This is a genomic window from Hypericibacter adhaerens (assembly GCF_008728835.1).
In the GTDB taxonomy this organism is placed as follows: Bacteria; Pseudomonadota; Alphaproteobacteria; order Dongiales; family Dongiaceae; genus Hypericibacter; species Hypericibacter adhaerens.
Genome location: NZ_CP042582.1, coordinates 3,079,446 through 3,101,744, shown reverse-complemented (window position 1 = coordinate 3,101,744; position 22,299 = coordinate 3,079,446). Strand labels below are relative to the sequence as shown.

The window sequence follows — 22,299 nt, the reverse complement described above, 5'->3', positions numbered from 1 at the left end:
CGCGGTTCGCCGCCAAGTATCGCTTGCCCCGGCTCTGGCGGGCCTATGAGCTTTTTAGGGCAGGTCCGGGACCAGGCAGCCTCGCCCCAAGGCGCCGGCCAGGGCCGCGGCAAGATCGAGCGCGGGATCAGCGGCCAGGGCGCCGCCCGCCGCGGCCTCGAGGCTGGCCCCTTCGTGGAAGCGGCTCAGCAAGGCGAACTCGCCCTCCGTAATCGATGCCAGTGCCAGGTCGAAGCCCTGGCGATAGACCAGGAGCGGCCCGCCGCCCTCCTCGAGATCGATGGCGATGTCTGCATCGGCATCGGCCCCCGGCCGGTTGGCGCGCCAGATGCGCTCGATCGGCCAGGGCGAGCGGAGCAGATGACAGGCCGGATGGAGGCGAAGCGGGGTCATGGCCTCGGCGGCCTGGGCGAGGTCGGCCGGTGCCAGCGCCGGCAGATCGGCGGCGTGCAAGGCCATGTTGATCGCCCATTCCAGCCGCCCGACATCGGGCAGATAGACCAGCGAGGCCGCCGGGCGATAGTCCGCGAGGAAGGCCGGAAACTCGGCGCCGTAACGGGAAAGGCGCGCCTCCCGCGGCGGTCTTGCCCGCACGAAAATGGCCGCGGCCGTCCGGAAGAAGCCCTCGCCGACCAGGCGCTCGATCGTCGGAAAGGTGGCCCGGAGCGCTTCGGTCAGGCTGATCAGGCAGTTGTTGCGGTAGATCTGCAGCCGCTGGGCGGGCGCCAGGCCGCGCCCGTCAACCCGATCGAGCAAGGCGCCGTCGAGTGGGCCCGGGGAGCGATCGAGCGCCCGCTCGCCGATCGCCTGCTGCAGCTCATGCAACCGCATGACGATCCTCGCCCGCGACACCGGCCCCGCCATAGCCGCTCAAAACGGCATCGGCCTTGGCCGCTTCCGCCAGCAGGACCGGCAGATCGGGAATCGACGAATCCCATTCGATCAAGGTCGGGCGCGGCCCGATCCGGGCGATCGTCTGGCGATAGAGCGCCCAGACCTCCGGGGCCACCGCTGAGCCGTGATCGTCGATCCTGAGCTCGACCCCTTCCACGTCCTGCCGGCTGTGGCCGGCCAAATGGATCTCGCCCACCAGCTCGCCCGGGATGGCCTGCAGATAGGCCTCGGGGTCGAAGCCGAGATTGCGGGCGCTGACGAAGACATTGTTGACGTCGAGCAGCAGCCCGCAGCCGCTGCGCCGGCAGGCCTCGACGAGAAAGGCCGGCTCGCTCATCTCCGAATGGCGGAAAGCGAGATAGCTCGAGGGATTCTCGATCAGGATGGTACGGCCCAGCGCGTCCTGGGTCTGCCCGACATGCGCCACCAGGTTGGCGAGCGCTTCCTCGGTCCAGGGCAGGGGCAGGAGATCGTTGAGGTAGAGCCCGCCCATGCCGGTCCAGGCGACATGCTCCGAGACCAGGCCGGGCTCGGTCTGCCGCACGAGCTGTCGCAGCCGCTCGAGGTGATCGCGGTCGAGCGGTGCGGCACCGCCCAGCGACAGGCCGACGCCATGGAGGCTCAGCGGGTAGGCTTCGCGCAGGCGGCCCAGCACATGGCGGATCCAGCCGCCGGTCATGTAGTTCTCGGCATGGGCTTCCAGCCAGCCCGTGCGGCGATCGCCGTCGAGCAGGGCACGGTGGTGGGGATGGCGCAGGCCGATACCCGCAGCCGCCGGGATCCTGCCGGCGGCAGGGAATGTGACAGAGGCGGTGGCGGACGATCCCGGCATTCTCGGATCAGGTCTTGGGTTGCAGGCTGCCGCCGGCGATCTTCTCGCAGGTGCCCTTCGGCACGTAGATCCAGGCATCCGGCTGATTGTCCTTGGCGCTCGTACCGGCGCAGGCATTGGTCGCCGTCTGGCAGTCGTTCTTGCCCGCGGCCGAGATGCCGTAGCATTTCTCATTGTCGGACGCGGCAGCGGTGCCCGCCTGAACCATGACGATGGCGGCGGCGACGGCAGAAGCGACGATCAATGGGGTCTTCATTACCTGAGGTCTCCTGGCAGAGAGAATGGTGGGAACGGAGACCATCAATATCAAATCCTGGCGCGGTTGCGACAACGCTGCCCCCGCGTCGCGGAAAACGGAAACGAGGAGGCCGGATCGGCGTCGGCCCCATGATGAAGCGCGCGGCGTTCACATGCCCCTCAAACAGCCGTGAGCGGCGCTTTTGCGAGGCTTGCCCGGCACCGGGCGGCATGGTCAGCATCGGATATGTCGGCCGCGACCCGCAAAGGCGGGGAGGGCGCGGCACCCAGGAGCAGGAGAGCATCGATGTCGGATTCGGTTCCCGGCCGGCGCGTCGTCGTCACCCGGAGCGTTCCCTTTCATGATTACGACATGGAAGGGCCGCTCCAGCGGGATATGAGCTATCTGCCCCTGAGTTACCGCGACGATACCAAGGAGGGCTGCTACCTGATGCGGATGGACCCGGGTGCGGTGACGATCGCCCACGATCATCCCGGCTTCGAGGAGTTCATGGTGCTCGAGGGCGAGCTGGTCGACAGCGACGGCCGCCGGTTCCGGGCGGGGGATTTCGTCAGCTATCAGCCGGGGACCCGCCACAATTCCTGGACCGAAAGCGGCTGCCTGCTGGTCGTGTTCGAATGGGGTGTCCGCCGCGCGGCGCCTGCCGGGGCCCCGACCGGAGGCTAAATACCCGTTCCCCGTGGGTTTTCCGTGGCCGCGACGGATAAGCCGTTGCTTTTCCCCGGTCGAGACGCTAAATCGCCGGAGCCCAGCTAGGGTATAGTTTTTCTGGGGTTGCGAAAGCGGTCCCGGAGGAGCCCACCGGGGCTCCCCGATTGTCGCGGCTCCCGGCCCGTTCCCACCTTATCGGCTGTCTCCATGGATTATCTCGATCAGCTCGAATCGCAGAGCGTCTATGTCCTGCGCGAGGCCTTCAATCGCATCGAAAAGCTCGCGATGCTGTGGTCGCTCGGCAAGGACAGCAACGTCATGATCTGGCTCGCGCGCAAGGCCTTCTTCGGCCATGTGCCGTTCCCGGCGATGCATATCGACACCGGCAAGAAGTTTCCGGAAATGTATGCCTTTCGCGACCGTTACGCGAAGGAGTGGAACCTCAACTTCATCCGCGAGAACTGCCCGCCGATCGAGGAGACCGATCCCTCGCTGCCGCCGGCCGCCCGCTCGGCCGCGCGCAAGACGCTGGGCCTGCGCAACGCCATCGCCAAGCATGGCTTCACCGGCATCATCGCCGGCATCCGGCGCGACGAGGAGGCGGTCCGGGCGAAGGAGCGCTATTTCAGCCCGCGCGGCGATTCCGGCCAGTGGGACTTCCGCGACCAGCCGCCGGAGTTCTGGGACCATTTCAACACCGACCTGCCGCCCGGCACGCATCTGCGCGTGCATCCGCTGCTGCATTGGACCGAGGTCGATATCTGGCGCTACACCGAGCGCGAGAAGATCCCCTGCGTGCCGCTCTATTTCGCCAAGGACGGCAAGCGCTACCGCTCGCTGGGCGACGCCGATATCACCAACCCCTTCAACAGCACCGCCACCACCATCCCCGAGATCATCGCCGAGCTGGAGGCGACGCGCACGCCGGAGCGTGCCGGCCGCGCCATGGATCGCGAGACCGAGGATGCCTTCGAGCGCCTGCGCGCCGACGGCTATATGTGAGCCTGGAAACCCGGATGTCGAGCAAACCGAAACCGCGCGCAGCCCGTGAGCAGCTGCGCATCGTCATCGTCGGCCATGTCGATCACGGCAAGTCGACCCTGGTCGGCCGCCTGTTCCACGACACGGGCTCGCTGCCCGAGGGCAAGTACGAAGCCATCAAGGCGATGTGCGAGCGCCGCGGCATGCCCTTCGAGTGGGCGTTCCTGATGGATTCCTTCCAGTCGGAGCGCGACCAGGGCATCACCATCGACACCTCGCAGATCTGGTTCAAGACCCAGAAGCGCGACTACGTCATCATCGATGCGCCCGGCCACCGCGAATTCATCAAGAACATGATCACCGGTGCCTCGAGCGCCGAGGCGGCCATGCTGCTGATCGATGCCGGCCACGGCATCCAGCAGCAGTCGCGCCTGCATGGCTTCCTGCTCAACCTGCTCGGCATCCGCCAGGTGGCGGTCGTCGTCAACAAGATGGACCTGGTCGACTACTCGGCCCATCGCTTCGCCGAGATCCGCCAGCAATACACCCACTATCTGGGCGGGCTCGGCGTGACGCCCGACTATTTCATCCCGATCTCGGCCCGCGACGGCGATAACATGGTCGAGCGGTCGACGCGCATGGACTGGTATCAGGGGCCGACGGTGGTCGAGGCGCTCGACAGCTTCCATCCGACGACGCGCCCGACCGACCAGCCGCTGCGCCTGCCGATCCAGGACGTCTACAAGTTCGACGACCGGCGCATCGTCGTCGGCCGGATCGAGAGCGGCCGGCTCTCGGTCGGCGACCGGCTGATGTTCTCGCCCTCGAACAAGACGGCACGGGTTTCCTCGATCGAGAGCTGGAGCACGCCCACCAAGCCGCTCGAGGCCCAGGCCGGCCAGTCGGTCGGCGTGATGCTCGACGAGCAGCTCTTCCTCGAGCGCGGCGAGATCGCGAGCCACGAGACGGATGCGCCGATCGAGACCAACGTCTTCCGCGGCCGGCTGTTCTGGCTGGGCCATGAGGCGCTCAAGGTCGGCGACAGCTACGAGCTCAAGCTCATGACGCGCTCGGCGCCGGTCACGGTGCAGAAGATCGAGCGCGTCTTCGATGCCGAGGACCTCTCGGAGAAGGCGGCGGTCGATGTGCCGCGGCACGGCGTCGCCGATGTCATCCTCCGGAGCCGGGGGCTGCTGGCGCTGGACGAGGGCCGCGACATGGCGCGCTCGGGCCGCTTCGCGCTCAGCGACGGGCACAATATCGTCGCCGGCGGCGTCGTCAGCATGGAGGGCTATCCCGACCAGCGCGAGCTGGTGACGGTCAAGGGCCGCAACATCAAGCGTGTCGCCCATGGCGTGGCGATCGATGCGCGCACCGCCCGCAACGGCCATATGGGCGGCGTGCTCTGGTTCACAGGGCTCTCGGGCGCCGGCAAATCGACCATCGCGATGGCGGTCGAGCAGGCGCTGTTCGTGCGCGGCTACCAGACCTACGTGCTGGACGGCGACAACGTCCGGCACGGCTTGAACTCGAACCTGGGTTTCTCGCCCGAGGACCGCGCCGAGAACATCCGGCGTATCGGCGAGGTGGCGGCGCTCTTCGCCGATGCCGGCATGATCGCGATCACGGCCTTCATCTCGCCCTATCGCGCCGACCGGCAGCGGGCGCGCGAGGCGGCCAAGGGCGCGTTCCACGAGATCTATGTCGAGGCCGATGTCGCGACCTGCGAGAGCCGCGATCCCAAGGGCCTCTACAAGAAGGCGCGTGCCGGCGAGATCGCGGAGTTCACCGGCGTGTCGGCACCCTACGAGCCGCCCGAGGCGGCCGAGCTGGTGGTCGATACAAACAAACTTTCGGTGGCCGACAGCGTGCGCAAGGTGCTCGATTACATCGAACGGCATATCGCGCTGAAGGACCCTGCGAAGAGCCGGTGAATCGCCACGATTTCTCCACAGATTCGCGGGGTTTTGGCGGGGGTTAGGGTGATTTCCGCTTGCGCCCGCCAGACCCGCCCGCTACGGTCCTCTGCGTTGACAATCTGCCGCTCCAGGCGGCACCGAATCACAGGCCCTATGCCATCGTTCCGGGACAGGGACCGGAACAATGGATCGATACCGATAGGTTAGGAACCAGGCCGGCACGAGGGGTGTCGACCGTCTGGTCCTGTTTTCGGCGCGGTTCGCCGCGTCCCGTGGATCGCTTGGGGGGACGGGGATGTCTGCTTGGCTGCAAGGGATCCGACATCGGACCGCGCGCTGGCAAGCGCGCGTGTTCATGACGCGTGAAGTTCTGATCCGGGCCGACGGCAAAGTCACCTACATATCGATCTCGCCGAACCTGCAGAAGGCCGTCGCCGCCACGATCCTGGCCGGCATCGCCTGGACGACCTACAGCTCCGTCGGGCTGGTGGTGAACGAGCGCGTCATCGAACAGAAGACCACCGAGGTCGCGGTCGCGCGCCAGGCCTATAGCGATCTGATGAACGGCGTCGGCAGCGCCTATGACGAGTTCGCCCGGCTCGTCGGCAATCTTCAGAAGAGCCAGAGCGAGTTGTTGGGCCTCGCCGATTCCGAGATGGACGCGGCGCAGGATCCCGCCCAGATGGCCGAGGTCACGCGGCGCGCCGCCGCGGCGCGCCAAACTCTCGACCAGGCGGACGCCGCCATCCGCGCCAAGCTGGCCATCTTCCAAGGCGACCTGACCTCGATCGCGGCCCAGCATCAGAAGCTGAACGAGACCATCGCGCAATTGCAGGACGATTTGCGCCTGGCGGATCGGGAGCGCAGCCAGTCCGAGGCCGAGAACGCGGCGCTGAGCGCCGCCTTGCAGGACAGCGGCCAGCAGATGGCCAAGGTCGTCGGCGACCAGGAGCAGCGCGAGGAGCGGATCCGTCTGCTGCAGCAGGCGGTCGCGACCCTGACCCACGACCGCAATGCGCTGGTCGATCGCCGGGCCCAGCTTGCCGAAGAGATCAAGAAGCTCGAGCAGAGGCTGATCGCCTACCAGACCTCCCAGCAGTCCGTGGTCGAGAACCTGGCCCAGCGGACCCGGACCAATGTGGACGAGGTGCTGAAGACCGTCGCCATGACGGGGCTCAATGTCGACAAGCTGCTGGCAAAGGCCGGCGAGATCATGCCCGGTATCGGCGGGCCCTTCGTCGACCTGACCCAGGTCGCGGACCTGAACGCCGCCGAGAGCGCCATGCTGACCGTCTCGAGTCTCGACGACGAGGTCGACCGCTGGGACCGGCTGCAGTTCGTTCTGCACAGCCTGCCGCTGGCGGCGCCGTTGGACCATTTCATGCTATCGAGCGGCTTCGGCACGCGGCGCGATCCCCTCAATGGGAAGCTGGCGGTTCACGAGGGGCTGGATTTTTCGAGCGAGTTGGGAGCCTCCGTCATGGCGACGGCGCCGGGCAAGGTCATCTTTGCCGGGTGGAAAGGTGATTATGGCAAAATGGTCGAGATCGACCATGGACTGGGGATCCACACCCGGTACGGGCATCTGAAGTCCATCACTGTTAAGGTGGGAGATGAGGTAGCCTACCGGCAAAAGATCGGCACGCTCGGCAATACCGGGCGCAGCACTGGCCCCCACGTGCACTATGAGGTGCGCGTGGATGATAAAGCCTACGATCCGATGAACTTCCTTGAGGCAGGACGCTATGTTTTCAAAGGGTAGCAACAAAACAACGTCGAGTTCGACCATGGTTCAAGCGGAGCCGGTACGTCCCACGACGACACGAACCTCTTCGACCCCGTCCATCATCAGCGCCGACCTGCATGTCGTCGGCGACCTGGTGTCGAACGGCGACATCCAGGTGGATGGCGAGGTCGAGGGCGACATCCAGAGCCGGACGGTCACCATCGGCGCCACCGCGCATGTGCGCGGCTCGGTGTCGGCGGAGACGGTGCGGGTCTGCGGTGCCGTGACCGGGCAGATTCGCGGCAACACCGTATCGCTCGATCGCACCGCGCGCGTGTCGGGCGACATCCTGCATGCGAGCCTGGCGATCGAGCCGGGTGCGTTCCTGGAGGGTCATTGCCGCCGGATCGAGAGCGTGACCGCCGATACCGTCACGCCCTTGATCGAGCATGACCGCAGCCAGGGATCCGACGTCCCGGCCGCGGCGAACCTCTAAGGCTCGCGCAGGGTTCCTGCGGGCTGCGGCGCCCCGGACGGGGCGCCCTCGTTCCAAGACGCGCCACTTGGCCCTGACATCGGGGCCGAGGCGGCGCGTTTTGCGTTGCGGAGGGTATCAGCCGGCCTGGGCGATGGCCCGGGCATAGAGATCCGGATCGACATTGCCGCCGGAGAGAACGACGGCGACGGTGCGGCCTTTGACATCGAGCTTGCCGGCGAGGAGCGCTGCCAGCGCCACCGATCCGCCGGGCTCGACCACCAGCTTCAGCAGGTTATGGGCGGTGGCGATGGTCTTCATGACCTCGTCGTCGCTGACCGCCAGCCCGCCGGCCAGCTGCTGGCGGTTGAGGGCGAAGGTGAGCTCGCCCGGCGTGGTCGCCATCAGCGCGTCGCAGATGCTGCGCGCGTCGGGCGCGTTGGCGACGCGCCGGCCCGCTTCGAGCGAGCGCTTGGTGTCGTCGAAGCCCGCGGGCTCGCAGCCATAGACCTTGATCCCCGGCAGCGCGTGCTTGAGCGCCAGGCCCGTCCCGGCGATCAGCCCACCACCGCCCGCCGGCACCAGCGCGATCTCCGGGGGCAATCCCAGCGCGAGCGCGTCGCTGGCGATCTCGCGCCCGATCGTGCCCTGGCCCGCGATGATGTCGGGATCGTCATAGGGCCGGACGATGGCGGCACCCCGTTCCTCGGCCAGCTTCTGGGCGACCTGCTCGCGGTCCTGCCGGTAGCGGTCATAGGCGATCACCTCGGCGCCCAGCGCGCGGGTGTTGTTGATCTTGATGGCGGGGGCGTCGGCCGGCATGACGATGGTGGCCGGCAGCCCCATGAGAGCCGCCGCCGCGGCCACGCCTTGCGCGTGGTTACCGGAGGAGAAGGCCACGATCGCCTTCGGCTTCGGGCCTTCCTCGACCAGCTTGCGGATCTTGTTGAAGGCGCCGCGGAACTTGAAGGACCCGGTGCGCTGCAGGGTCTCGGGCTTGATCAGGACGCGGGCGCCGGTCAGCCGGTCGAGCGCCGGCGAGCGCAGAAGGGGCGTGTGGATCGCATGGCCGGCCAGCCGCAGGGCCGCCTGCTCGACATCGCGATAGGTGGGCAGAGGTCGGCTCGCGACGGCGTCAGCGGCGGGTGCGGTCGAGGCGGGCGAAGAAACCATCGATGGCCTCCAGGGCGGCGGGTTCGTCCAGCATGGGCGCATGGCCCACGCCCGGCAGGGTCACATGAATCAGGTCGGGTTTGGCAGCGATCATTTTCGCAAGGCAGCCATCCGACAAGACATCCGATCTGCCGCCGCGGATGACGAGCAGCGGGCGGTGGTCGAAGGCGCGGAACAGAGGCCAGAGATCGCGGATCGGGCCGCCCTCGCGGAGCGGCCGGGCGAGCGCCACGTCCCAATCCACATGGAGCCCGTCCGCCGCCTCGCGGAAGGTCGCCTGCGCCTGGTTGAGCCAGGCCCGCTCGTCGGCGAGGCCGAGATCGGGGTAGGTGGCCTTGAGATGGGCCACCGCGGCGGCCCAGTCGGGCTGGGGATGGTCCTGCCCGATATAGTCGATGATCCGCGACACGCCGCCGGTTTCGAGCTCGGGCCCGATATCGTTGAGGATGACGCCGGCCAGCGCCGCCGGCTTCGCCACCGCGAGGCCCATCGTCAGCAGGCCTCCCATCGAGGTGCCGATCGCGACGAAGCGCTCGACGCCCTCGAGGGTCAGGAGCTGCATCAGGTCTTCGAGATAGACCTCCGGCCGGTAGTGGCGCCAGTCGGGGTCGTAGGCCGAGCGGCCGCGGCCCCGGTAATCGGGGCAGAGGATGCGCCGGCCCTGGCTCGCGAGGTGCGAGGCGAGGTCGTGGAAATCCTTCGAGTTGCGGGTGATGCCCGGCAGGCAGAGCACCACGACCGGCGACGGGGCGAGCGGATCGCCGTAGGCCCGGTAATAGAGCCGCAGCCCGTCGGTGGCGCTGTACTGGCGCGCTTCGAACCGGCTGGAAGGCATAGGGGAAGAGGATGCCATGGGGTTCGTCTTCACGCGCCCAGCAGCGCCGGCAGCTCGGCCAGTTGCTTGATCTGGGCCAGCGGCCGGGCGGGAAGACGGTCGAGCGGCGCGCCCTCGCGATTGACCCAGACCGTGCAGAAGCCGAAGGCGGCGGCACCGGCGGCGTCCCAGCCGTTGGCGCTGACGAAACCGATCTCTGGAGCCTCGACGCCGAGCCGGTCGACCGCCAGCCGATAGACCGCGGGCACCGGCTTGAACCGGCCGACGCTCTCCACCGACAGCACCGCGTCGAAGGCGCCGTCGAGCCCGGCGCCCGAGACGATGGCCGCCAGCATCGAGGGCGAGCCGTTGGAAAGGATCGCGGTCTTGAGCCCGCGCTCGCGCAGCCGCCGGAGCGTGTCGGCGGCATCCGGATAGGCGTCGAGCCGACGATAGATATCGAGCAGGCCGCCGCGCAACGCCGCCGGCAGCGACAGCGCCTCCAGCGCATAGTCGAGGGCGTCTTCCGTCACCTGCTGGAAATCGGCGTGGCGGCCCATCAGCGTGCGCAGCCAGGTATATTCGAGCTGCTTCTGGCGCCAGAGGCGGCTCAGCGCGGCATGGCGATCGCCCAGCCGGTCTCGGTGCCGGGCCGCGGCGCTCGCGACATCGAACAACGTGCCGTAGGCGTCGAAGACGAGGGCGCGGAGGGAGGGCAGGAGCGGCGCGCCGGCCGCTGCCGTCACGGCGTCGCGCTCCGGTTCAGATCCTGCTCGAGCGAGAGCGCGATCTCGGTCTTGCCGTCGAGACGGTGGCGGTAGATCTGCAGGTTCTCGAGCACGCGCTGCACATAGTTGCGCGTCTCGGAGAAGGGGATCGATTCGATCCAGTCGACCACGTCGACCCCGCGGTCGCGCGGATCGCCATAGGCCGAGAGCCAGGACTGGACCCGCGACGGGCCTGCATTGTAGGAGGCGATGGCCAGGATGTAGGAGCCGCCGAAGCCGTTCAGGAGATCGCCCAGATAGGCGCGGCCGAGGCGGATGTTGAAGCTCGGATCCTTGGTCAGCTTCGCGTCGCTGTAGGGGATCTGCAGCTTCTTGGCGATGTGCTTGGCGGTGCGCGGCATGAGCTGCATCAGTCCCAGGGCGCCGGCCGAGCTCGTCGCCTTCTGGTCGAAGGCGCTCTCCTGGCGGATGACGGCCAGCACCAGCGCATCCTCGGGATTGTCGCCCGCCGGCAGCGTCTGCATCGGATAGAGATAGTCGAGCAGCTCGACGCCCTGCTGGCGCGCCTGCTTGGCGACCGCCACGACATAGTCGCGCCGGCCGACATCGTTGGCGAGGTCGGCGATCATGCGGTAATCGGCCGGCTCCTTCGACCGGTCGACAAGGCGCATCAGGAAGCTGCGCGCCCGGTCGGTCTGGTCGAGCTCGCCCAGCATCCGCACCAGCCGGACCAGCTCCAGCTTCTCGAACTTGGCCTTCGCCTCGTTGGTGATCTTGGGCAGGCGGGGGAAATTGAGGCCGTCGGCCGTCCCCAGGCGCTGGGCCGCGAGCTGCCCGTAATAGCTGGAGAGATTCTCGGCGGCCTTCTTGTACCACTCCTGCGCCAGCGCCTTCTCGCCCATCTCCTCGGCGGCGCGGCCGGCCCAATAGGCGCCGCGCCCCTTGCTGATGGCCGAACCCACGCCGGCATAGAGCTTGGTGAAATGCTCGTAGCCGTTCTTGTATTCGTTGAGGAAGCGCAGCGCGATCCAGCCCGCGAGGAACTCGCCCTCAGCGAAGACCGAGCCGTCATCGGCGCCATGGGCCTCGGCCAGGCGGTAGGCGACCGAGATGTCGCCGCGATCGAGCGCATGGCGCGCCGCATATTCGTATTCCCGCCACATCAGCGCCGGGTAGGGGTTGGTGGGCGGCGGCGGATCGAGCAGGGCGGCGGCACCCACATCGTCGTCGTTGCGCCGCTTGAAGCGGGCCCGGTCGTAGATCAGGCCGGGGTCGTTCTGCAGCGCCTTCGGCACCGCGGCCACCGCGGCGTCGACGCCAGCGCCACCCGTCATCAGTCGGATCCGAGCCTCGGCCAGCTTGCGATGATCGGCATCCACCCGCGCCATGGCGCGTCTCGCGCCATCGACCTCGCCGTCCCAGAGCAGGCGGTCGAGGCGGGCGAGATGGTCCTGGGACCGCAGGAAGGCGCCGAACTGGTCGAGGAAGGGCTGCTCCTTGTCGGGGCCGACCGAAAGGTTGATCCAGCCGTCGCGGACGACCCGGGCGGCATCGTCGCGCAGGCCCGAGGCCGCATAGGCGCGGCCGAGCGCGATCGTGCCCTCGATGGTCTGGGGATCGCGGCCCTTGAACCAGGCGAGAGTCTCGGCGATGCCGAAATCGGCCGGCATGGCCCGCTCGCCCGCCTGCTGCAGCGAGATCTGCCCCGGCCAGTCCGGGTTCTCGCGCATGAACTTGGTGATCTCGTCGAAGGAGCGGCCGGGGCCCGGCCGGATCAGGTCGAGCCACTGGATCAGCTTGGCCGGCAATTTCTCCTTGGCGCGCTGGGCGGTCTGGCGGGCCTTGGCCCAGTTCTGCTTATCGACCTGCTTGAAGGCCTCGACATAGATCGCCTTGTCGGAGGCGGTCAGCAGCTTCGCCTCGGCGCTGGCGAGCGCAGGCAGGGACAGGCCCGCCAGGAGCGCGCAAAACAGAACCAGACGCTGCAGTACGGCCAAGCCGCGCAACACGATGAAACCCCACGCCAAGTCGGAACGGTCGCCGATGGGCCGGTGCGCAAAGCGACTCGGTTCCCCAGCATGCCGGTCAATGCTTATCAAAGTGCGAACACCGCTGCCAACCGTCCCGCATGCCGGTGGGGCATCATATGCCCTCAAGGCGGCATTCCTGTGGCGGAGATCGGCGGGCCGGAAGGGCGGCAGAACGGGTGGGCCGCAGCCGCTCCCCCTTGAAAAACCCGTGGGTTAGGCGGCTTGCAGGGGCGGGGCCGGGTTTGTATGGTCCCCCCGACTGTCGCGGGGCCTCAAGGTCCGGCCGCATCCGCGACGCCGTTTTCCCGGACCGACGATGGCGACCGGACGCCAGGAGTAGCGATGTTCAAGGGTTCCTTCACCGCGCTGATCACGCCGATGCGCAAGGGCGAGGTCGACGAACGGGCGTTCCAGGAGCTCGTCGAGTGGCAGATCGCCGAGGGGACCCACGGGCTGGTTCCGGTCGGCACCACGGGCGAATCCCCGACGCTTTCCCATGAAGAGCATATGCGCGTGGTCGAGCTCTGCATCGAGGCGGCGGCGGGCCGGGTCCCGGTCATCGCCGGCACCGGCTCGAACTCGACCGCCGAGGCGATCCAGCTGACCCAGCATGCCAAGAAGGCCGGCGCCACCGCGGCGCTCGTGGTGCTGCCCTACTACAACAAGCCCACGCCCGAGGGGCAGTACCAGCATTACAAGGCGATCCACGACGCGGTCGAGATCCCGATCATCATCTACAACGTGCCGCCGCGCAGCGCCGTCGACATGACGGTCGAGACCATGGCGCGGCTGGCGAAGCTGCCGCGCATCGTGGGGGTGAAGGACGCGACCGCGGACCTGACCCGCTCGCTCTCGACCAAGCTCGCGATCGGCCCCGAGTTCTGCCAGCTCTCGGGCGAGGACGGCACCGCGATCGCCTTCCTGTCGCAGGGCGGCCATGGCTGCATCTCGGTCACCTCGAACGTGGCGCCGCGCCTCTGCGCCCAGATGCACGATGCCTGGATCGCCGGCCGCTATCCCGAGGCCATGAAGATCCATGAACGGCTCTTCCCGCTGCACAAGGCGCTCTTCTGCGAGACCAGCCCGGGCCCGGTGAAATACGCGGCGAGCCTGATCGGCCGCGGCACGGCCGAGGCGCGCCTGCCGCTCTGCGAGATCGCGGAGGCCTCCAAGCAGAAGGTGAAGAGCGCCATGGTGTCGGCCGGGCTCCTGAACTGAGCTTGGCCTCCACGAAGCGTTCGATCCGAGGCGTTTGAGTCATGGCGCGCGATCCCGAGACGCAGCGTTTCGCTGCGCAGAACCGCAAGGCGCGTCACGACTATTTCATCGAGGACACGCTCGAGGCCGGCATGATGCTGCTCGGCACCGAGGTGAAGTCGCTGCGCTCGGGCCGCGCCTCGATCGGCGAGGCCTTCGCGGTGGAGAAGGAGGGCGAGCTCTGGCTCGTGAACGCCTTCATCCCCGAATATGACTCGGCCTCGCGCTTCAATCACCCGCCGCGCCGTGCCCGCAAGCTCCTGGTGCGCAAGCGCGAGATGAACCGTCTCCTGGGCTCGATCACGCGGGACGGCATGACGCTCGTGCCGCTCGCGATCTATTTCAACGATCGCGGCATCGCCAAGCTCCAGCTCGGCCTCGCCAAGGGCAAGCGCAAGGTCGACAAGCGCGAAAGCATCAAGCAACGCGACTGGCAGCGCGAGAAGGCCCGCGAGCTGCGCAACCGCAACCGGTAGCGCGCTCAGCCCCGTTCGATCTCGCTCTTCAGCGTCGCCACCACCGCGTCGAACATCGCCTCGGTCAGGCGGCCAGTGTTGGTGTTGAGCCGCGAGCAGTGATAGCTGTCGGCAAGGGTGAGGCCGTTGCCCAGCCGGTGCAGGGCGCCATGGGCGAAGCGGAAGGCGCTGCGCTTCTCGCCGGCCGCGACCAGGAGCGCGTCATGGGCGATGCTGCCCAGCGCCAGCACGCCCTTGAGGCGCGGCATGGCGGCGAGCTCCGCGGCCAGGAAGCTGTTGCAGGTCTTGATCTCGGCGGGCGTGGGCTTGTTCTCGGGCGGCACGCAGCGCACGGCGTTGGTGACCCGGCAACCGATCAGCTCGAACCCGTCATCGCGCCGGCGCTGATAGTCGCCGCGCGCCAGGCCGTTGCGCTTGAGGCTTCCATAGAGCAGATCGCCGGCATAATCCCCGGTGAAGGGCCGGCCCGTGCGGTTGGCGCCACGCAAGCCGGGCGCCAGCCCCACCACCAGCAGCGTTGCCGAGAGCGCGCCAAAGGCCGGCACCGGCGCGTTGTGCCAGGTCGGCTCGGCCGCACGATTGGCGGTCCGCATCTGCACGAGGCGAGGGCAGCGCGGGCAGTCGGGGGCGGGGTCCAGCCCCGCTTCATCGACTGCGGCCGCCCGACTCAAAAGGGGCGTCATGCCCCGCGTGGTATCACGAACTCAGATGGGCTGCACCAGCCGGCCGGCCTCGTCGGCGGGGCCGCGCACGGAATGCTGGCGCTGGATGCGGTCGGCGAGGTCGGTCAGGTCGATGAAGCGGTCGGCCTGGCGGCGCAGCTCGTCGGCGATCATGGGCGGCTGGGAGCGGACGGTCGACACCACGGTGGCCCGCACGCCCTTGCGCTGCACGGCTTCGATCAGCCGGCGGAAATCGCCGTCGCCCGAGAACAGCATGGCATGGTCGATATGCGCCGCCATCTCCAGCATGTCGATGGCGAGCTCGACATCCATGTTGCCCTTGCGCTTGCGCTGGCCGGTGGCGTCGACGAACTCCTTGGTCGGCTTCGTCACCATCGTGTAGCCGTTGTAATCGAGCCAGTCGACCAGGGGACGGATCGGCGAGTATTCCTCGTTCTCGGTCAAGGCCGTGTAGTAGAAGGCCCTGACCATGTGACAGCCCGCCTGAAACAGCTCCAGCAGACGCTTGTAATCGATGTCGAAACCGAGGCTCTTCGCAGCCGCATAAGTGTTGGCGCCATCAATGAAGATCGCGACCCTCTCTTGCGGATAAAAGAACTTGCTCACCATACCCTGCAATCCCTTATGTATTGGATTTGAAACGGGGTCTAACTATCTGTGGCAACGGCGTGATACGCAATCGGGGTAACTCTGCATCTCTGCTTATGTGGGGCGCCCTGACGCAGCGGCAAGGCGGAGGCTTGGGGTAAGTTGGTGGATGACCTCGGCTCCCGGGACACCGGTTCATGAACGAATCCGGGACAGAAACGATCCTGATCGCGCTGGGCGCCAATCTGCCGAGCCCGCGCTTCGGCCCGCCGCGCGCGACCCTCGAGGCGGCCCTGGCGGCAATCGCGGCGGCCGGGGTCCGCATCCTGCGCCGCTCCTCCTGGTGGGAATCCGAACCTGTGCCGGTCTCGGACCAGCCCTGGTACGTGAACGGTGTCGCCGCCGTGGCCACCGATCTCGAGCCGGTGGCATTGCTGGCGCTGCTGCACCGGGTCGAGGCCGAGTTCGGGCGGACCCGGGGCGCGCGTAACGAGGCACGGCTGCTGGACCTGGATCTGCTGGCTTATGGCGACCGTCGCCGCGAGGGTCCGCAGCCGCCCCTGCTGCCCCATCCGCGCCTGGCGGACCGGGCCTTCGTGCTGCTGCCCCTGGCCGAGGTGGCGCCGGACTGGCATCACCCGGTGACGGGGGAATCCGTGCGGCAATTGACCGCGCGACTGCCGCCCGGCCAGAAGATCCGCCGAATCCCGGCCTGAAGCCGGGGCTGCGGTCCGCCGGTTTGACGCCTGTCGATCAAGGGTTTGGAGGCTGCGGGCTGCGGGCCCGGCTCCGCTTTCGGATGGTCTGCCCCCAGGTTCCTTTCGCCGCCTCCAGATCGCGTCCTAAAGGGTTCGGAATCCTTGCGTTTCTGGATTCGGCTCCCTATATTTCAATTCAACCAATCCCTTGATCGGCTAACTGGAGGGCGACGCATGGCGCGCGTTACCGTAGAAGACTGCGTCCTTAAGGTTCCCAATCGTTTCGATCTCGTGATGCTCGCGGCGCAGCGCGCTCGCGACATCTCCGCCGGTTCGCCGCTCACGGTCGACCGCGACAATGACAAGAACCCGGTCGTGGCGTTGCGCGAGATCGCCGACACGACGATCGATCTCGACACGCTGAACCAGAGTCTCGTGAAGGGCCTGCAGAAGGTCGCCGAGGTGGATGAGCCCACCGAGGACGAGGGCAGCTTCGGCGAAGGTACCGAGCTTCTTAACGACATCATGGAAACATTGCCCGAGGGCGATGGACAGGATGAGGGCGATGTCGAGGAGGACGCCGACGAGGCAGGCGATCTCGATGCGCCGAATGACGGCGGCCAAGAGGGCACAGAAGAGGGTGGGCGTACGGAGTAACGTCGCAGGCGGCATCGGACAGGACCCGCGCCGCGCCGCGACGATTGGCGTCTGGCCGCGGGTCTTCGGTGCTGGCGTAGAGACGCTCCCCACGGTTTTCACGGAACTGGGCCGGATCGGCTCGGGATGGCGGCGATGATCCGTCAGTTCGAGCTCGTGGAACTCGTGAAAGGCTACGACCCGGGCGCGGACGAGGAGGCCCTCAACCGCGCCTATGTCTTCTCCATGAAGGCGCACGGCTCGCAGTCGCGGGCCTCCGGCGATCCCTATTTCTCGCATCCCTTGGGCGTCGCCGAGATCCTGACGCGGATGAAGCTCGACAGCTCGTCGATCGTGACGGCGCTGCTGCACGACACCGTCGAGGATACCGACGCGACGCTGGAGCAGATCGAGGGGCTCTTCGGCAAGGAAATCGCGCGGCTGGTCGACGGCGTCACCAAGCTGTCGCGCCTCGAGCTGCAGTCCGACAGCACCAAGCATGCGGAGAATTTCCGCAAGCTGGTGCTCGCCATGTCGGACGATATCCGCGTGCTCCTGGTGAAGCTGGCGGATCGTCTGCACAACATGCAGACGCTGCACTTCATCAAGGACCCCGACAAGCGCAAGCGCATCGCGCTCGAGACGCTCGACATCTATGCGCCCCTGGCCGAGCGCATCGGCATGCAGCGGATGAAGGACGAGCTCGAGAACCTCGCCTTCGCCGAGATCAATCCCGAGGCCTGCGCCTCGATCAAGCAGCGGCTCTCGTTCCTGCGCGAGCAGGGCGGCGTGATGGTCGGGCGCATCATCGACAAGCTCAAGGCCGATCTCGCCGAGGGCGGCATCGACGCGCAGATCTCGGGCCGCGAGAAGTCGCCCTATTCGATCTGGCGCAAGATGCAGCGCAAGAACATCGGCTTCGAGCAGCTCTCCGACATCATGGCCTTCCGCGTCGTCGTCGCGGATGCCGGCCAGTGCTACCAGGCGCTGGGCATCCTTCACAGCCGCTATGCGATGGTGCCGGGCCGCTTCAAGGACTATATCTCGACGCCCAAGCCCAACAACTACCGCTCGCTCCATACCGGCGTGATCGGTCCCGAGCGCCAGCGCATCGAGATCCAGATCCGCACGCGCGACATGCACGAGGTGGCGGAGCTCGGCGTCGCGGCACACTGGAAATACAAGCAGAACGGCGAGCGCATGGACGGCCGGCAATATCGCTGGCTGCGCGAGCTGCTCGACATCCTGGAGCATGCGGCGGGGCCCGAGGAGTTCCTCGAGCATACCAAGCTCGAGATGTTCCAGGACCAGGTGTTCTGCTTCACGCCCAAGGGCGATCTGATCGCGCTGCCGCGCGGCGCCACGCCGGTCGATTTCGCCTACGCGGTCCATTCGCAGATCGGCGACACCTGCGTCGGCGCCAAGGTCAACGGCCGTATCGTGCCGCTCTCGAGCGTGCTCACCAACGGCGACCAGGTCGAGATCGTGACCTCGCGGGCGCAGACGCCGTCGCCGACCTGGGAGCGCTTCGTCGTCACCGGCCGGGCCCGGGCGCGCATCCGCCGCTTCGTGCGCACCCAGCAGCGCACGCAATATATCGAGCTCGGCCGCGCTATCCTGGAGAAGGAGTTCCGCCAGGAGGGCTTCGATTTCACCGCCAAGGGCATCGACGGCGTCCTCAAGAAGCTCAAGTTCGACAGCGGCGACGATCTGATGGCGGCGGTGGGAGCGGGGCTGCAGAGCGCGCGCGAGGTGCTCCACGCGGTCTATCCCGGCACCAAGGCCGCGCCCAAGACGCCGAAGATCGGTCCTGTCAGCCCGAACGCGCGCGCCCGGGCCGCGAAGAAATCCAAGGGGCCGGCGATCCCGATCGTGGGCCTCATCCCCGGCATGGCGCTGCATTTCGCCGGCTGCTGCCATCCGCTGCCGGGCGACCGCATCGTCGGCATCGTGACCACGGGCAAGGGCGTCACCATCCACACCATCGACTGCGAGAGCCTGGAGGCCTTTGCCGACGCGCCGGAGCGCTGGCTCGATGTCGGCTGGGACAACGGCTCGGGTGATGCCGAGATCCATGTCGGCCGGCTCCATGTCGTGCTCAACAACGAGCCCGGCAGCCTCGGCAACATCTCCTCGGTGATCGGCAAGAGCGAAGGCAACATCTCGAACCTGAAGATCACGCGCCGGTCGCTCGACTTCTTCGAGATGATGATCGATGTCGAGGTCAAGGATGTGCGCCACCTGACCAACATCATCGCCGCCCTGCGCGCGACGCCGTCGGTCTCCTCGGTCGAGCGGGCGCGCGGCTAATCCGGCCGGCGGCCCGACAGCGGCCCCGGCCCTTTCATGGTGAATTCTTCATGATCCTCGGCATCGGGTCGGACATCATCGATATCAGGCGCATCGAGCGGACGCTCGAGCGGTACGGCGAGCGTTTCCTCGACCGGATCTATACCGATATCGAGCGGACGAAATCCGACCGGCGCGCCAACCGGGCGGCGAGCTATGCCAAGCGTTTCGCCGCCAAGGAAGCCTGCGCCAAGGCGCTCGGCACCGGTTTCAGCCAGGGCGTGTTCTGGCGCGATCTGGGGGTGGTCAACCTGCCCTCGGGCAAGCCCACCATGAAGCTGACCGGCGGTGCGGCATTGCGGCTGGCGAAGATCACGCCGCCCGGCATGGTGGCCCAGATCGACCTGACCATCACCGACGACGACCCGCAGGCTCAAGCTTTCGTCATCATCTCGGCCTTGCCGGCGGGATCGAAATGAGCTCACGAATCCAGGGGAAATCGACCCTTCTCGTTCCCGGTTCGACGGCCCCGCTGCGGCTGGAAGTTCGCTTGACAGGGGGTGCCGCAAGCTGGCTTCATCCGCGCGGCGCCGGCTCGGCCGGGCCAAGCAATTGAGTCGGCGTGCAATTGGGTCGGCGTACGGGGCGATGGCGCGAAAAAATTCGGGTGGTTTCGGCGAGACGATCAGGACGGTCATCTATGCCGTGCTGATCGCGGTGGTGATCCGGACCTTCGCCTACGAGCCCTTCAACATCCCTTCGGGCTCGATGAAGCCGACGCTGCTGGTGGGCGACTATCTGTTCGTCTCCAAGTTCTCTTACGGCTATAGCCGCTTCTCGTTGCCCTTCAGCCCGGCGCTCTTCTCTGGCCGAATTCTGGGCGGCGGGCCCGAGCGCGGCGACGTCGCCGTGTTCAAGAAGCCGACCGACAACTCGACCGACTATATCAAGCGGATCGTCGGGCTGCCCGGAGACACCATCCAGGTCATCCACGGCATTCTCAATATCAACGGACAGCCGGTGACCCGCGAGCCGGACGGGACCTTCACCGACGACACGGGCGTGGTCCTGACGCGCTACATCGAGACGCTGCCCAATGGCGTGAAGCACCCGATCCTCGAGCGCTCCGACGACGAATTCCTCGATAACACGGCGCCCTATCTGGTCCCGCCCGACCACTATTTCGCGATGGGCGACAATCGCGACAACTCGCAGGACAGCCGTGTCATGAGCGACGTCGGCTACATCCCGGCCGAGAACCTGATCGGCCGGGCCGAGTTCCTGTTCTTCTCGACCGACGGCAGCGCCGGCTGGCTCGAGCCTTGGAAATGGTTCGGGGCGATCCGCTACGATCGCCTGTTCCAGGCGGTGCGGTGAGCGCGGGCCCCGGCAGCGAGGCCTCCGATCTTGCCGAGCTCGAAGCCCGTCTCGGCCATGAATTCCGTGACAAGACGCTGCTGACCGCGGCGCTCACCCACCCGAGCCTCGCCGGCCTCAAGGGCGGACGCGGGCTCGGCACCTATGAGCGGCTCGAGTTCCTGGGCGACCGCGTGCTGGGGCTGATCGTGGCCGAGATGCTCTATCGCACCTTTCCGCAGGAGGACGAGGGCGCGCTCGCGCGCCGCTTCGCCGAGCTGGTGCGCCGCGAGAGCATCGCGCGCGTCTCGGGCGCCATCGGGCTCGGCCGCCATCTGCGCCTGGCCGCGGGCGAGGCGGGCTCGGGCGGGCGGGACAATCCGGCGCTCCTGGCCGATGCCGGCGAGGCGGTGATCGCGGCGCTCTATCTCGATGGCGGGCTCGATGCCGCGCGCCGGTTCGTCGAGCCGGCCTGGCGGCCGCTGGTGGCCGAGGAGATCAAGCCGCCGCAGGATGCCAAGACGGCCCTCCAGGAATGGGCGCAAGGGCAGGGCCTCGCTCTGCCGGCCTATGCGCTGATCTCGACCGAGGGGCCGGCGCACGAGCCGCGCTTCGAGGTCGAGGTGCGGGTCGAGGGCCATGGCAAGGCGACCGGCTCGGGCAAGTCCAAGCGGACGGCCGAGCAGGCGGCGGCCGCGGCGATGCTGACCCGCATCGGCGCCGGCGGGTCCCGCCCATGAGCGGCAAGAAGAAAGCCACGAAAGCCGGGAAAGCGGCGGCGACCCGCTGCGGCTTCGTCGCCGTGATCGGCGCGCCCAATGCCGGCAAATCGACCCTGGTCAACCGCCTCGTCGGCGCCAAGGTCTCGATCGTCTCGCCCAAGGTGCAGACCACCCGCAGCCGCGTGCTCGGCATCGCCATGCGCGACCAGGCCCAGATCCTGTTCGTCGACACGCCCGGCATCTTCGCGCCGCGCCGCCGGCTCGACCGCGCCATGGTCGCCGCCGCCTGGCAGGGGGCGGGCGACGCGGATCTGGTCGTGCTGCTGATCGATGCCAGCCACAAGCAGCCCGACGAGGAGACCGAGCGCATCCTGGCCGATCTCAAGCGCGCCGACCGCAAGATCACCCTCGCCCTCAACAAGGTCGACCTCGTGAAGCAGCGCGAGCGGCTGCTGACGCTGGCCTCGGCGATGGACGCCACCGGCTGCTTCAGCGACATCTTCATGATCTCGGCCGAGACCGGCGACGGCGTCGAGGATCTGATGCGCGTTCTGGTCGAGCGGCTGCCCGAGGGGCCCTGGCTTTATCCCGAGGACCAGATCACCGACGTTCCCCTGCGGCTCCTCGCGGCCGAGGTGACGCGCGAGCATCTCTTCCGCCAGCTCCATCAGGAGGTGCCGTACGCCCTCACGGTCGAGACCGAGAGCTGGGAGGATTTCCAGGATGGCAGCGTCAAGATCCAGCAGGCGATCCTGGTCGAGCGCGAGGGTCAGAAGGCGATCGTGATCGGCAAGGGCGGCGCGCGGGCCAAGGCGGTGCGCGAGGCGGCCCAGGCCGAGCTTCAGGAGATGCTGGAGCGCAAGGTCCATCTCTTCCTTGCCGTCAAGGTCAAGGAGAACTGGAGCGAGGAACGCGACCGCTACAAGGAGCTCGGCCTCGACTGGGATGCGTGACGGCTCTTTCGAGCAGAGCGAGGTTGTCGAAAAATCTCGCCCCGGTAGGGGGAGGGCGCTGGCAAGCCAAAGCGGTTATCCTCGTTCGTCATCCCCGCGAAAGCGGGGATCCAACGGCCAGCTCGCGGCGCTGGACCGACATGGACCCCCGCTTTCGCG

23 protein-coding genes are annotated in these 22,299 nt (G+C 67.5%); 14 read left to right on the top strand and 9 right to left on the bottom strand.

The window, feature by feature from the left end; all coding sequences use genetic code 11:
* Positions 1–54 precede the first annotated feature (54 nt).
* The 3 genes from FRZ61_RS13595 to FRZ61_RS13585 are packed head-to-tail and all read right to left on the bottom strand — an operon-like array spanning position 55 to position 1,982.
* Positions 55–831, bottom strand: a complete 777-nt coding sequence (locus FRZ61_RS13595; RefSeq protein ID WP_191909012.1) for an HvfC/BufC N-terminal domain-containing protein — start codon at positions 829–831, stop codon at positions 55–57.
* Positions 818–1,726: an MNIO family bufferin maturase gene (gene bufB, locus FRZ61_RS13590; protein ID WP_151118238.1), complete on the bottom strand. Its 909-nt coding sequence runs from the start codon at positions 1,724–1,726 to the stop codon at positions 818–820. The genes FRZ61_RS13595 and bufB overlap by 14 nt, the downstream gene beginning before the upstream one ends.
* Before the next feature lie 7 nt (positions 1,727–1,733).
* On the bottom strand, positions 1,734–1,982 hold the full coding sequence (locus FRZ61_RS13585) for a BufA1 family periplasmic bufferin-type metallophore (protein ID WP_151118237.1): 249 nt from the start codon (positions 1,980–1,982) through the stop codon (positions 1,734–1,736).
* A gap of 288 nt (positions 1,983–2,270) precedes the next feature.
* Here FRZ61_RS13585 and FRZ61_RS13580 point away from each other — a divergent pair, with 288 nt between their 5' ends.
* From FRZ61_RS13580 to FRZ61_RS13560, 5 genes are all read left to right on the top strand, one after another.
* Positions 2,271–2,651 carry a cupin domain-containing protein gene (locus FRZ61_RS13580; protein ID WP_225308797.1) on the top strand — a complete coding sequence of 127 codons (381 nt, stop codon included), beginning with the start codon at positions 2,271–2,273 and terminating at the stop codon, positions 2,649–2,651.
* A gap of 192 nt (positions 2,652–2,843) precedes the next feature.
* Positions 2,844–3,638 carry a sulfate adenylyltransferase subunit CysD gene (cysD, locus tag FRZ61_RS13575; RefSeq protein ID WP_151118236.1) on the top strand — a complete coding sequence of 265 codons (795 nt, stop codon included), beginning with the start codon at positions 2,844–2,846 and terminating at the stop codon, positions 3,636–3,638.
* Between the two features lie 14 nt (positions 3,639–3,652).
* Positions 3,653–5,551, top strand: coding sequence for an adenylyl-sulfate kinase (gene cysC, locus FRZ61_RS13570; RefSeq protein ID WP_151118235.1), 1,899 nt, complete (start codon positions 3,653–3,655; stop codon positions 5,549–5,551).
* A 340-nt stretch (positions 5,552–5,891) separates the two neighbouring features.
* Positions 5,892–7,298 (top strand): M23 family metallopeptidase, encoded by a 1,407-nt coding sequence (locus FRZ61_RS13565; protein WP_191909011.1) that lies wholly within the window; start codon positions 5,892–5,894, stop codon positions 7,296–7,298.
* A gap of 25 nt (positions 7,299–7,323) precedes the next feature.
* Positions 7,324–7,758 (top strand): bactofilin family protein, encoded by a 435-nt coding sequence (locus FRZ61_RS13560; protein WP_151118233.1) that lies wholly within the window; start codon positions 7,324–7,326, stop codon positions 7,756–7,758.
* Positions 7,759–7,875: 117 nt separating this feature from the next.
* Here FRZ61_RS13560 and FRZ61_RS13555 read toward each other — a convergent pair whose 3' ends face one another.
* Genes FRZ61_RS13555 through FRZ61_RS13540 form a run of 4 tightly spaced genes read right to left on the bottom strand, consistent with a single transcriptional unit; the run spans position 7,876 to position 12,479 of the window.
* On the bottom strand, positions 7,876–8,910 hold the full coding sequence (locus FRZ61_RS13555) for a threonine ammonia-lyase (protein WP_151118232.1): 1,035 nt from the start codon (positions 8,908–8,910) through the stop codon (positions 7,876–7,878).
* Positions 8,873–9,763, bottom strand: coding sequence for an alpha/beta fold hydrolase (locus FRZ61_RS13550; protein ID WP_151118231.1), 891 nt, complete (start codon positions 9,761–9,763; stop codon positions 8,873–8,875). The genes FRZ61_RS13555 and FRZ61_RS13550 overlap by 38 nt, the downstream gene beginning before the upstream one ends.
* A gap of 11 nt (positions 9,764–9,774) precedes the next feature.
* Positions 9,775–10,470, bottom strand: coding sequence for a haloacid dehalogenase type II (locus tag FRZ61_RS13545; protein WP_225308796.1), 696 nt, complete (start codon positions 10,468–10,470; stop codon positions 9,775–9,777).
* Positions 10,467–12,479 carry a lytic transglycosylase domain-containing protein gene (locus FRZ61_RS13540; RefSeq protein WP_151118230.1) on the bottom strand — a complete coding sequence of 671 codons (2,013 nt, stop codon included), beginning with the start codon at positions 12,477–12,479 and terminating at the stop codon, positions 10,467–10,469. The genes FRZ61_RS13545 and FRZ61_RS13540 overlap by 4 nt, the downstream gene beginning before the upstream one ends.
* 345 nt (positions 12,480–12,824) lie before the next feature.
* Here FRZ61_RS13540 and dapA point away from each other — a divergent pair, with 345 nt between their 5' ends.
* Complete coding sequence (dapA, locus tag FRZ61_RS13535; RefSeq protein WP_151118229.1) at positions 12,825–13,700, top strand: 4-hydroxy-tetrahydrodipicolinate synthase; 876 nt, start codon at positions 12,825–12,827, stop codon at positions 13,698–13,700.
* Positions 13,701–13,741: 41 nt separating this feature from the next.
* Complete coding sequence (smpB, locus tag FRZ61_RS13530; RefSeq protein ID WP_151118228.1) at positions 13,742–14,215, top strand: SsrA-binding protein SmpB; 474 nt, start codon at positions 13,742–13,744, stop codon at positions 14,213–14,215.
* 5 nt (positions 14,216–14,220) lie between these two features.
* Here smpB and FRZ61_RS13525 read toward each other — a convergent pair whose 3' ends face one another.
* A complete protein-coding gene (locus FRZ61_RS13525) occupies positions 14,221–14,808 on the bottom strand; it encodes a uracil-DNA glycosylase (RefSeq protein ID WP_225309258.1) in 588 nt (195 codons plus the stop codon).
* 111 nt (positions 14,809–14,919) lie between these two features.
* Entirely contained in the window at positions 14,920–15,507 is a 588-nt protein-coding gene (locus tag FRZ61_RS13520) for a LabA-like NYN domain-containing protein (RefSeq protein ID WP_151118226.1), read from the bottom strand.
* Between the two features lie 176 nt (positions 15,508–15,683).
* Here FRZ61_RS13520 and folK point away from each other — a divergent pair, with 176 nt between their 5' ends.
* The 7 genes from folK (at position 15,684) to era (ending at position 22,140) form a co-directional block, all read left to right on the top strand.
* A complete protein-coding gene (gene folK, locus FRZ61_RS13515; protein WP_151118225.1) occupies positions 15,684–16,202 on the top strand; it encodes a 2-amino-4-hydroxy-6-hydroxymethyldihydropteridine diphosphokinase in 519 nt (172 codons plus the stop codon).
* 216 nt (positions 16,203–16,418) lie between these two features.
* A complete protein-coding gene (gene rpoZ / locus FRZ61_RS13510) occupies positions 16,419–16,841 on the top strand; it encodes a DNA-directed RNA polymerase subunit omega (protein WP_151118224.1) in 423 nt (140 codons plus the stop codon).
* A 135-nt stretch (positions 16,842–16,976) separates the two neighbouring features.
* The gene (locus FRZ61_RS13505) at positions 16,977–19,130 is read left to right on the top strand and encodes a RelA/SpoT family protein (RefSeq protein WP_151118223.1); all 2,154 of its coding nucleotides are present in this window, start codon (positions 16,977–16,979) and stop codon (positions 19,128–19,130) included.
* 50 nt (positions 19,131–19,180) lie between these two features.
* Positions 19,181–19,588, top strand: a complete 408-nt coding sequence (acpS, locus tag FRZ61_RS13500; protein ID WP_151118222.1) for a holo-ACP synthase — start codon at positions 19,181–19,183, stop codon at positions 19,586–19,588.
* Positions 19,589–19,757: 169 nt separating this feature from the next.
* Positions 19,758–20,486, top strand: a complete 729-nt coding sequence (gene lepB / locus FRZ61_RS13495; RefSeq protein ID WP_151118221.1) for a signal peptidase I — start codon at positions 19,758–19,760, stop codon at positions 20,484–20,486.
* Positions 20,483–21,205 (top strand): ribonuclease III, encoded by a 723-nt coding sequence (rnc, locus tag FRZ61_RS13490; RefSeq protein ID WP_225308795.1) that lies wholly within the window; start codon positions 20,483–20,485, stop codon positions 21,203–21,205. The genes lepB and rnc overlap by 4 nt, the downstream gene beginning before the upstream one ends.
* Positions 21,202–22,140, top strand: a complete 939-nt coding sequence (gene era / locus FRZ61_RS13485; RefSeq protein ID WP_151118219.1) for a GTPase Era — start codon at positions 21,202–21,204, stop codon at positions 22,138–22,140. The genes rnc and era overlap by 4 nt, the downstream gene beginning before the upstream one ends.
* The last annotated feature ends 159 nt before the right edge of the window (positions 22,141–22,299 follow it).

What these genes read in the sequence shown, in the direction of transcription:
- FRZ61_RS13505 (WP_151118223.1), top strand. Translation starts at nt 16,977, where the DNA reads ATGATCCGTCAGTTCGAGCTCGTGGAACTCGTGAAAGGCTACGACCCG.
- FRZ61_RS13555 (WP_151118232.1), bottom strand. Translation starts at nt 8,910, where the DNA reads ATGGTTTCTTCGCCCGCCTCGACCGCACCCGCCGCTGACGCCGTCGCG.
- smpB (WP_151118228.1), top strand. Translation starts at nt 13,742, where the DNA reads ATGGCGCGCGATCCCGAGACGCAGCGTTTCGCTGCGCAGAACCGCAAG.
- rpoZ (WP_151118224.1), top strand. Translation starts at nt 16,419, where the DNA reads ATGGCGCGCGTTACCGTAGAAGACTGCGTCCTTAAGGTTCCCAATCGT.
- FRZ61_RS13595 (WP_191909012.1), bottom strand. Translation starts at nt 831, where the DNA reads ATGCGGTTGCATGAGCTGCAGCAGGCGATCGGCGAGCGGGCGCTCGAT.
- FRZ61_RS13565 (WP_191909011.1), top strand. Translation starts at nt 5,892, where the DNA reads ATGACGCGTGAAGTTCTGATCCGGGCCGACGGCAAAGTCACCTACATA.
- FRZ61_RS13525 (WP_225309258.1), bottom strand. Translation starts at nt 14,808, where the DNA reads ATGCGGACCGCCAATCGTGCGGCCGAGCCGACCTGGCACAACGCGCCG.
- FRZ61_RS13560 (WP_151118233.1), top strand. Translation starts at nt 7,324, where the DNA reads ATGGTTCAAGCGGAGCCGGTACGTCCCACGACGACACGAACCTCTTCG.
- lepB (WP_151118221.1), top strand. Translation starts at nt 19,758, where the DNA reads ATGGCGCGAAAAAATTCGGGTGGTTTCGGCGAGACGATCAGGACGGTC.
- dapA (WP_151118229.1), top strand. Translation starts at nt 12,825, where the DNA reads ATGTTCAAGGGTTCCTTCACCGCGCTGATCACGCCGATGCGCAAGGGC.
- bufB (WP_151118238.1), bottom strand. Translation starts at nt 1,726, where the DNA reads ATGCCGGGATCGTCCGCCACCGCCTCTGTCACATTCCCTGCCGCCGGC.
- FRZ61_RS13520 (WP_151118226.1), bottom strand. Translation starts at nt 15,507, where the DNA reads ATGGTGAGCAAGTTCTTTTATCCGCAAGAGAGGGTCGCGATCTTCATT.
- cysD (WP_151118236.1), top strand. Translation starts at nt 2,844, where the DNA reads ATGGATTATCTCGATCAGCTCGAATCGCAGAGCGTCTATGTCCTGCGC.
- acpS (WP_151118222.1), top strand. Translation starts at nt 19,181, where the DNA reads ATGATCCTCGGCATCGGGTCGGACATCATCGATATCAGGCGCATCGAG.
- cysC (WP_151118235.1), top strand. Translation starts at nt 3,653, where the DNA reads ATGTCGAGCAAACCGAAACCGCGCGCAGCCCGTGAGCAGCTGCGCATC.
- FRZ61_RS13550 (WP_151118231.1), bottom strand. Translation starts at nt 9,763, where the DNA reads ATGGCATCCTCTTCCCCTATGCCTTCCAGCCGGTTCGAAGCGCGCCAG.
- era (WP_151118219.1), top strand. Translation starts at nt 21,202, where the DNA reads ATGAGCGGCAAGAAGAAAGCCACGAAAGCCGGGAAAGCGGCGGCGACC.
- folK (WP_151118225.1), top strand. Translation starts at nt 15,684, where the DNA reads ATGAACGAATCCGGGACAGAAACGATCCTGATCGCGCTGGGCGCCAAT.
- FRZ61_RS13580 (WP_225308797.1), top strand. Translation starts at nt 2,271, where the DNA reads ATGTCGGATTCGGTTCCCGGCCGGCGCGTCGTCGTCACCCGGAGCGTT.
- FRZ61_RS13585 (WP_151118237.1), bottom strand. Translation starts at nt 1,982, where the DNA reads ATGAAGACCCCATTGATCGTCGCTTCTGCCGTCGCCGCCGCCATCGTC.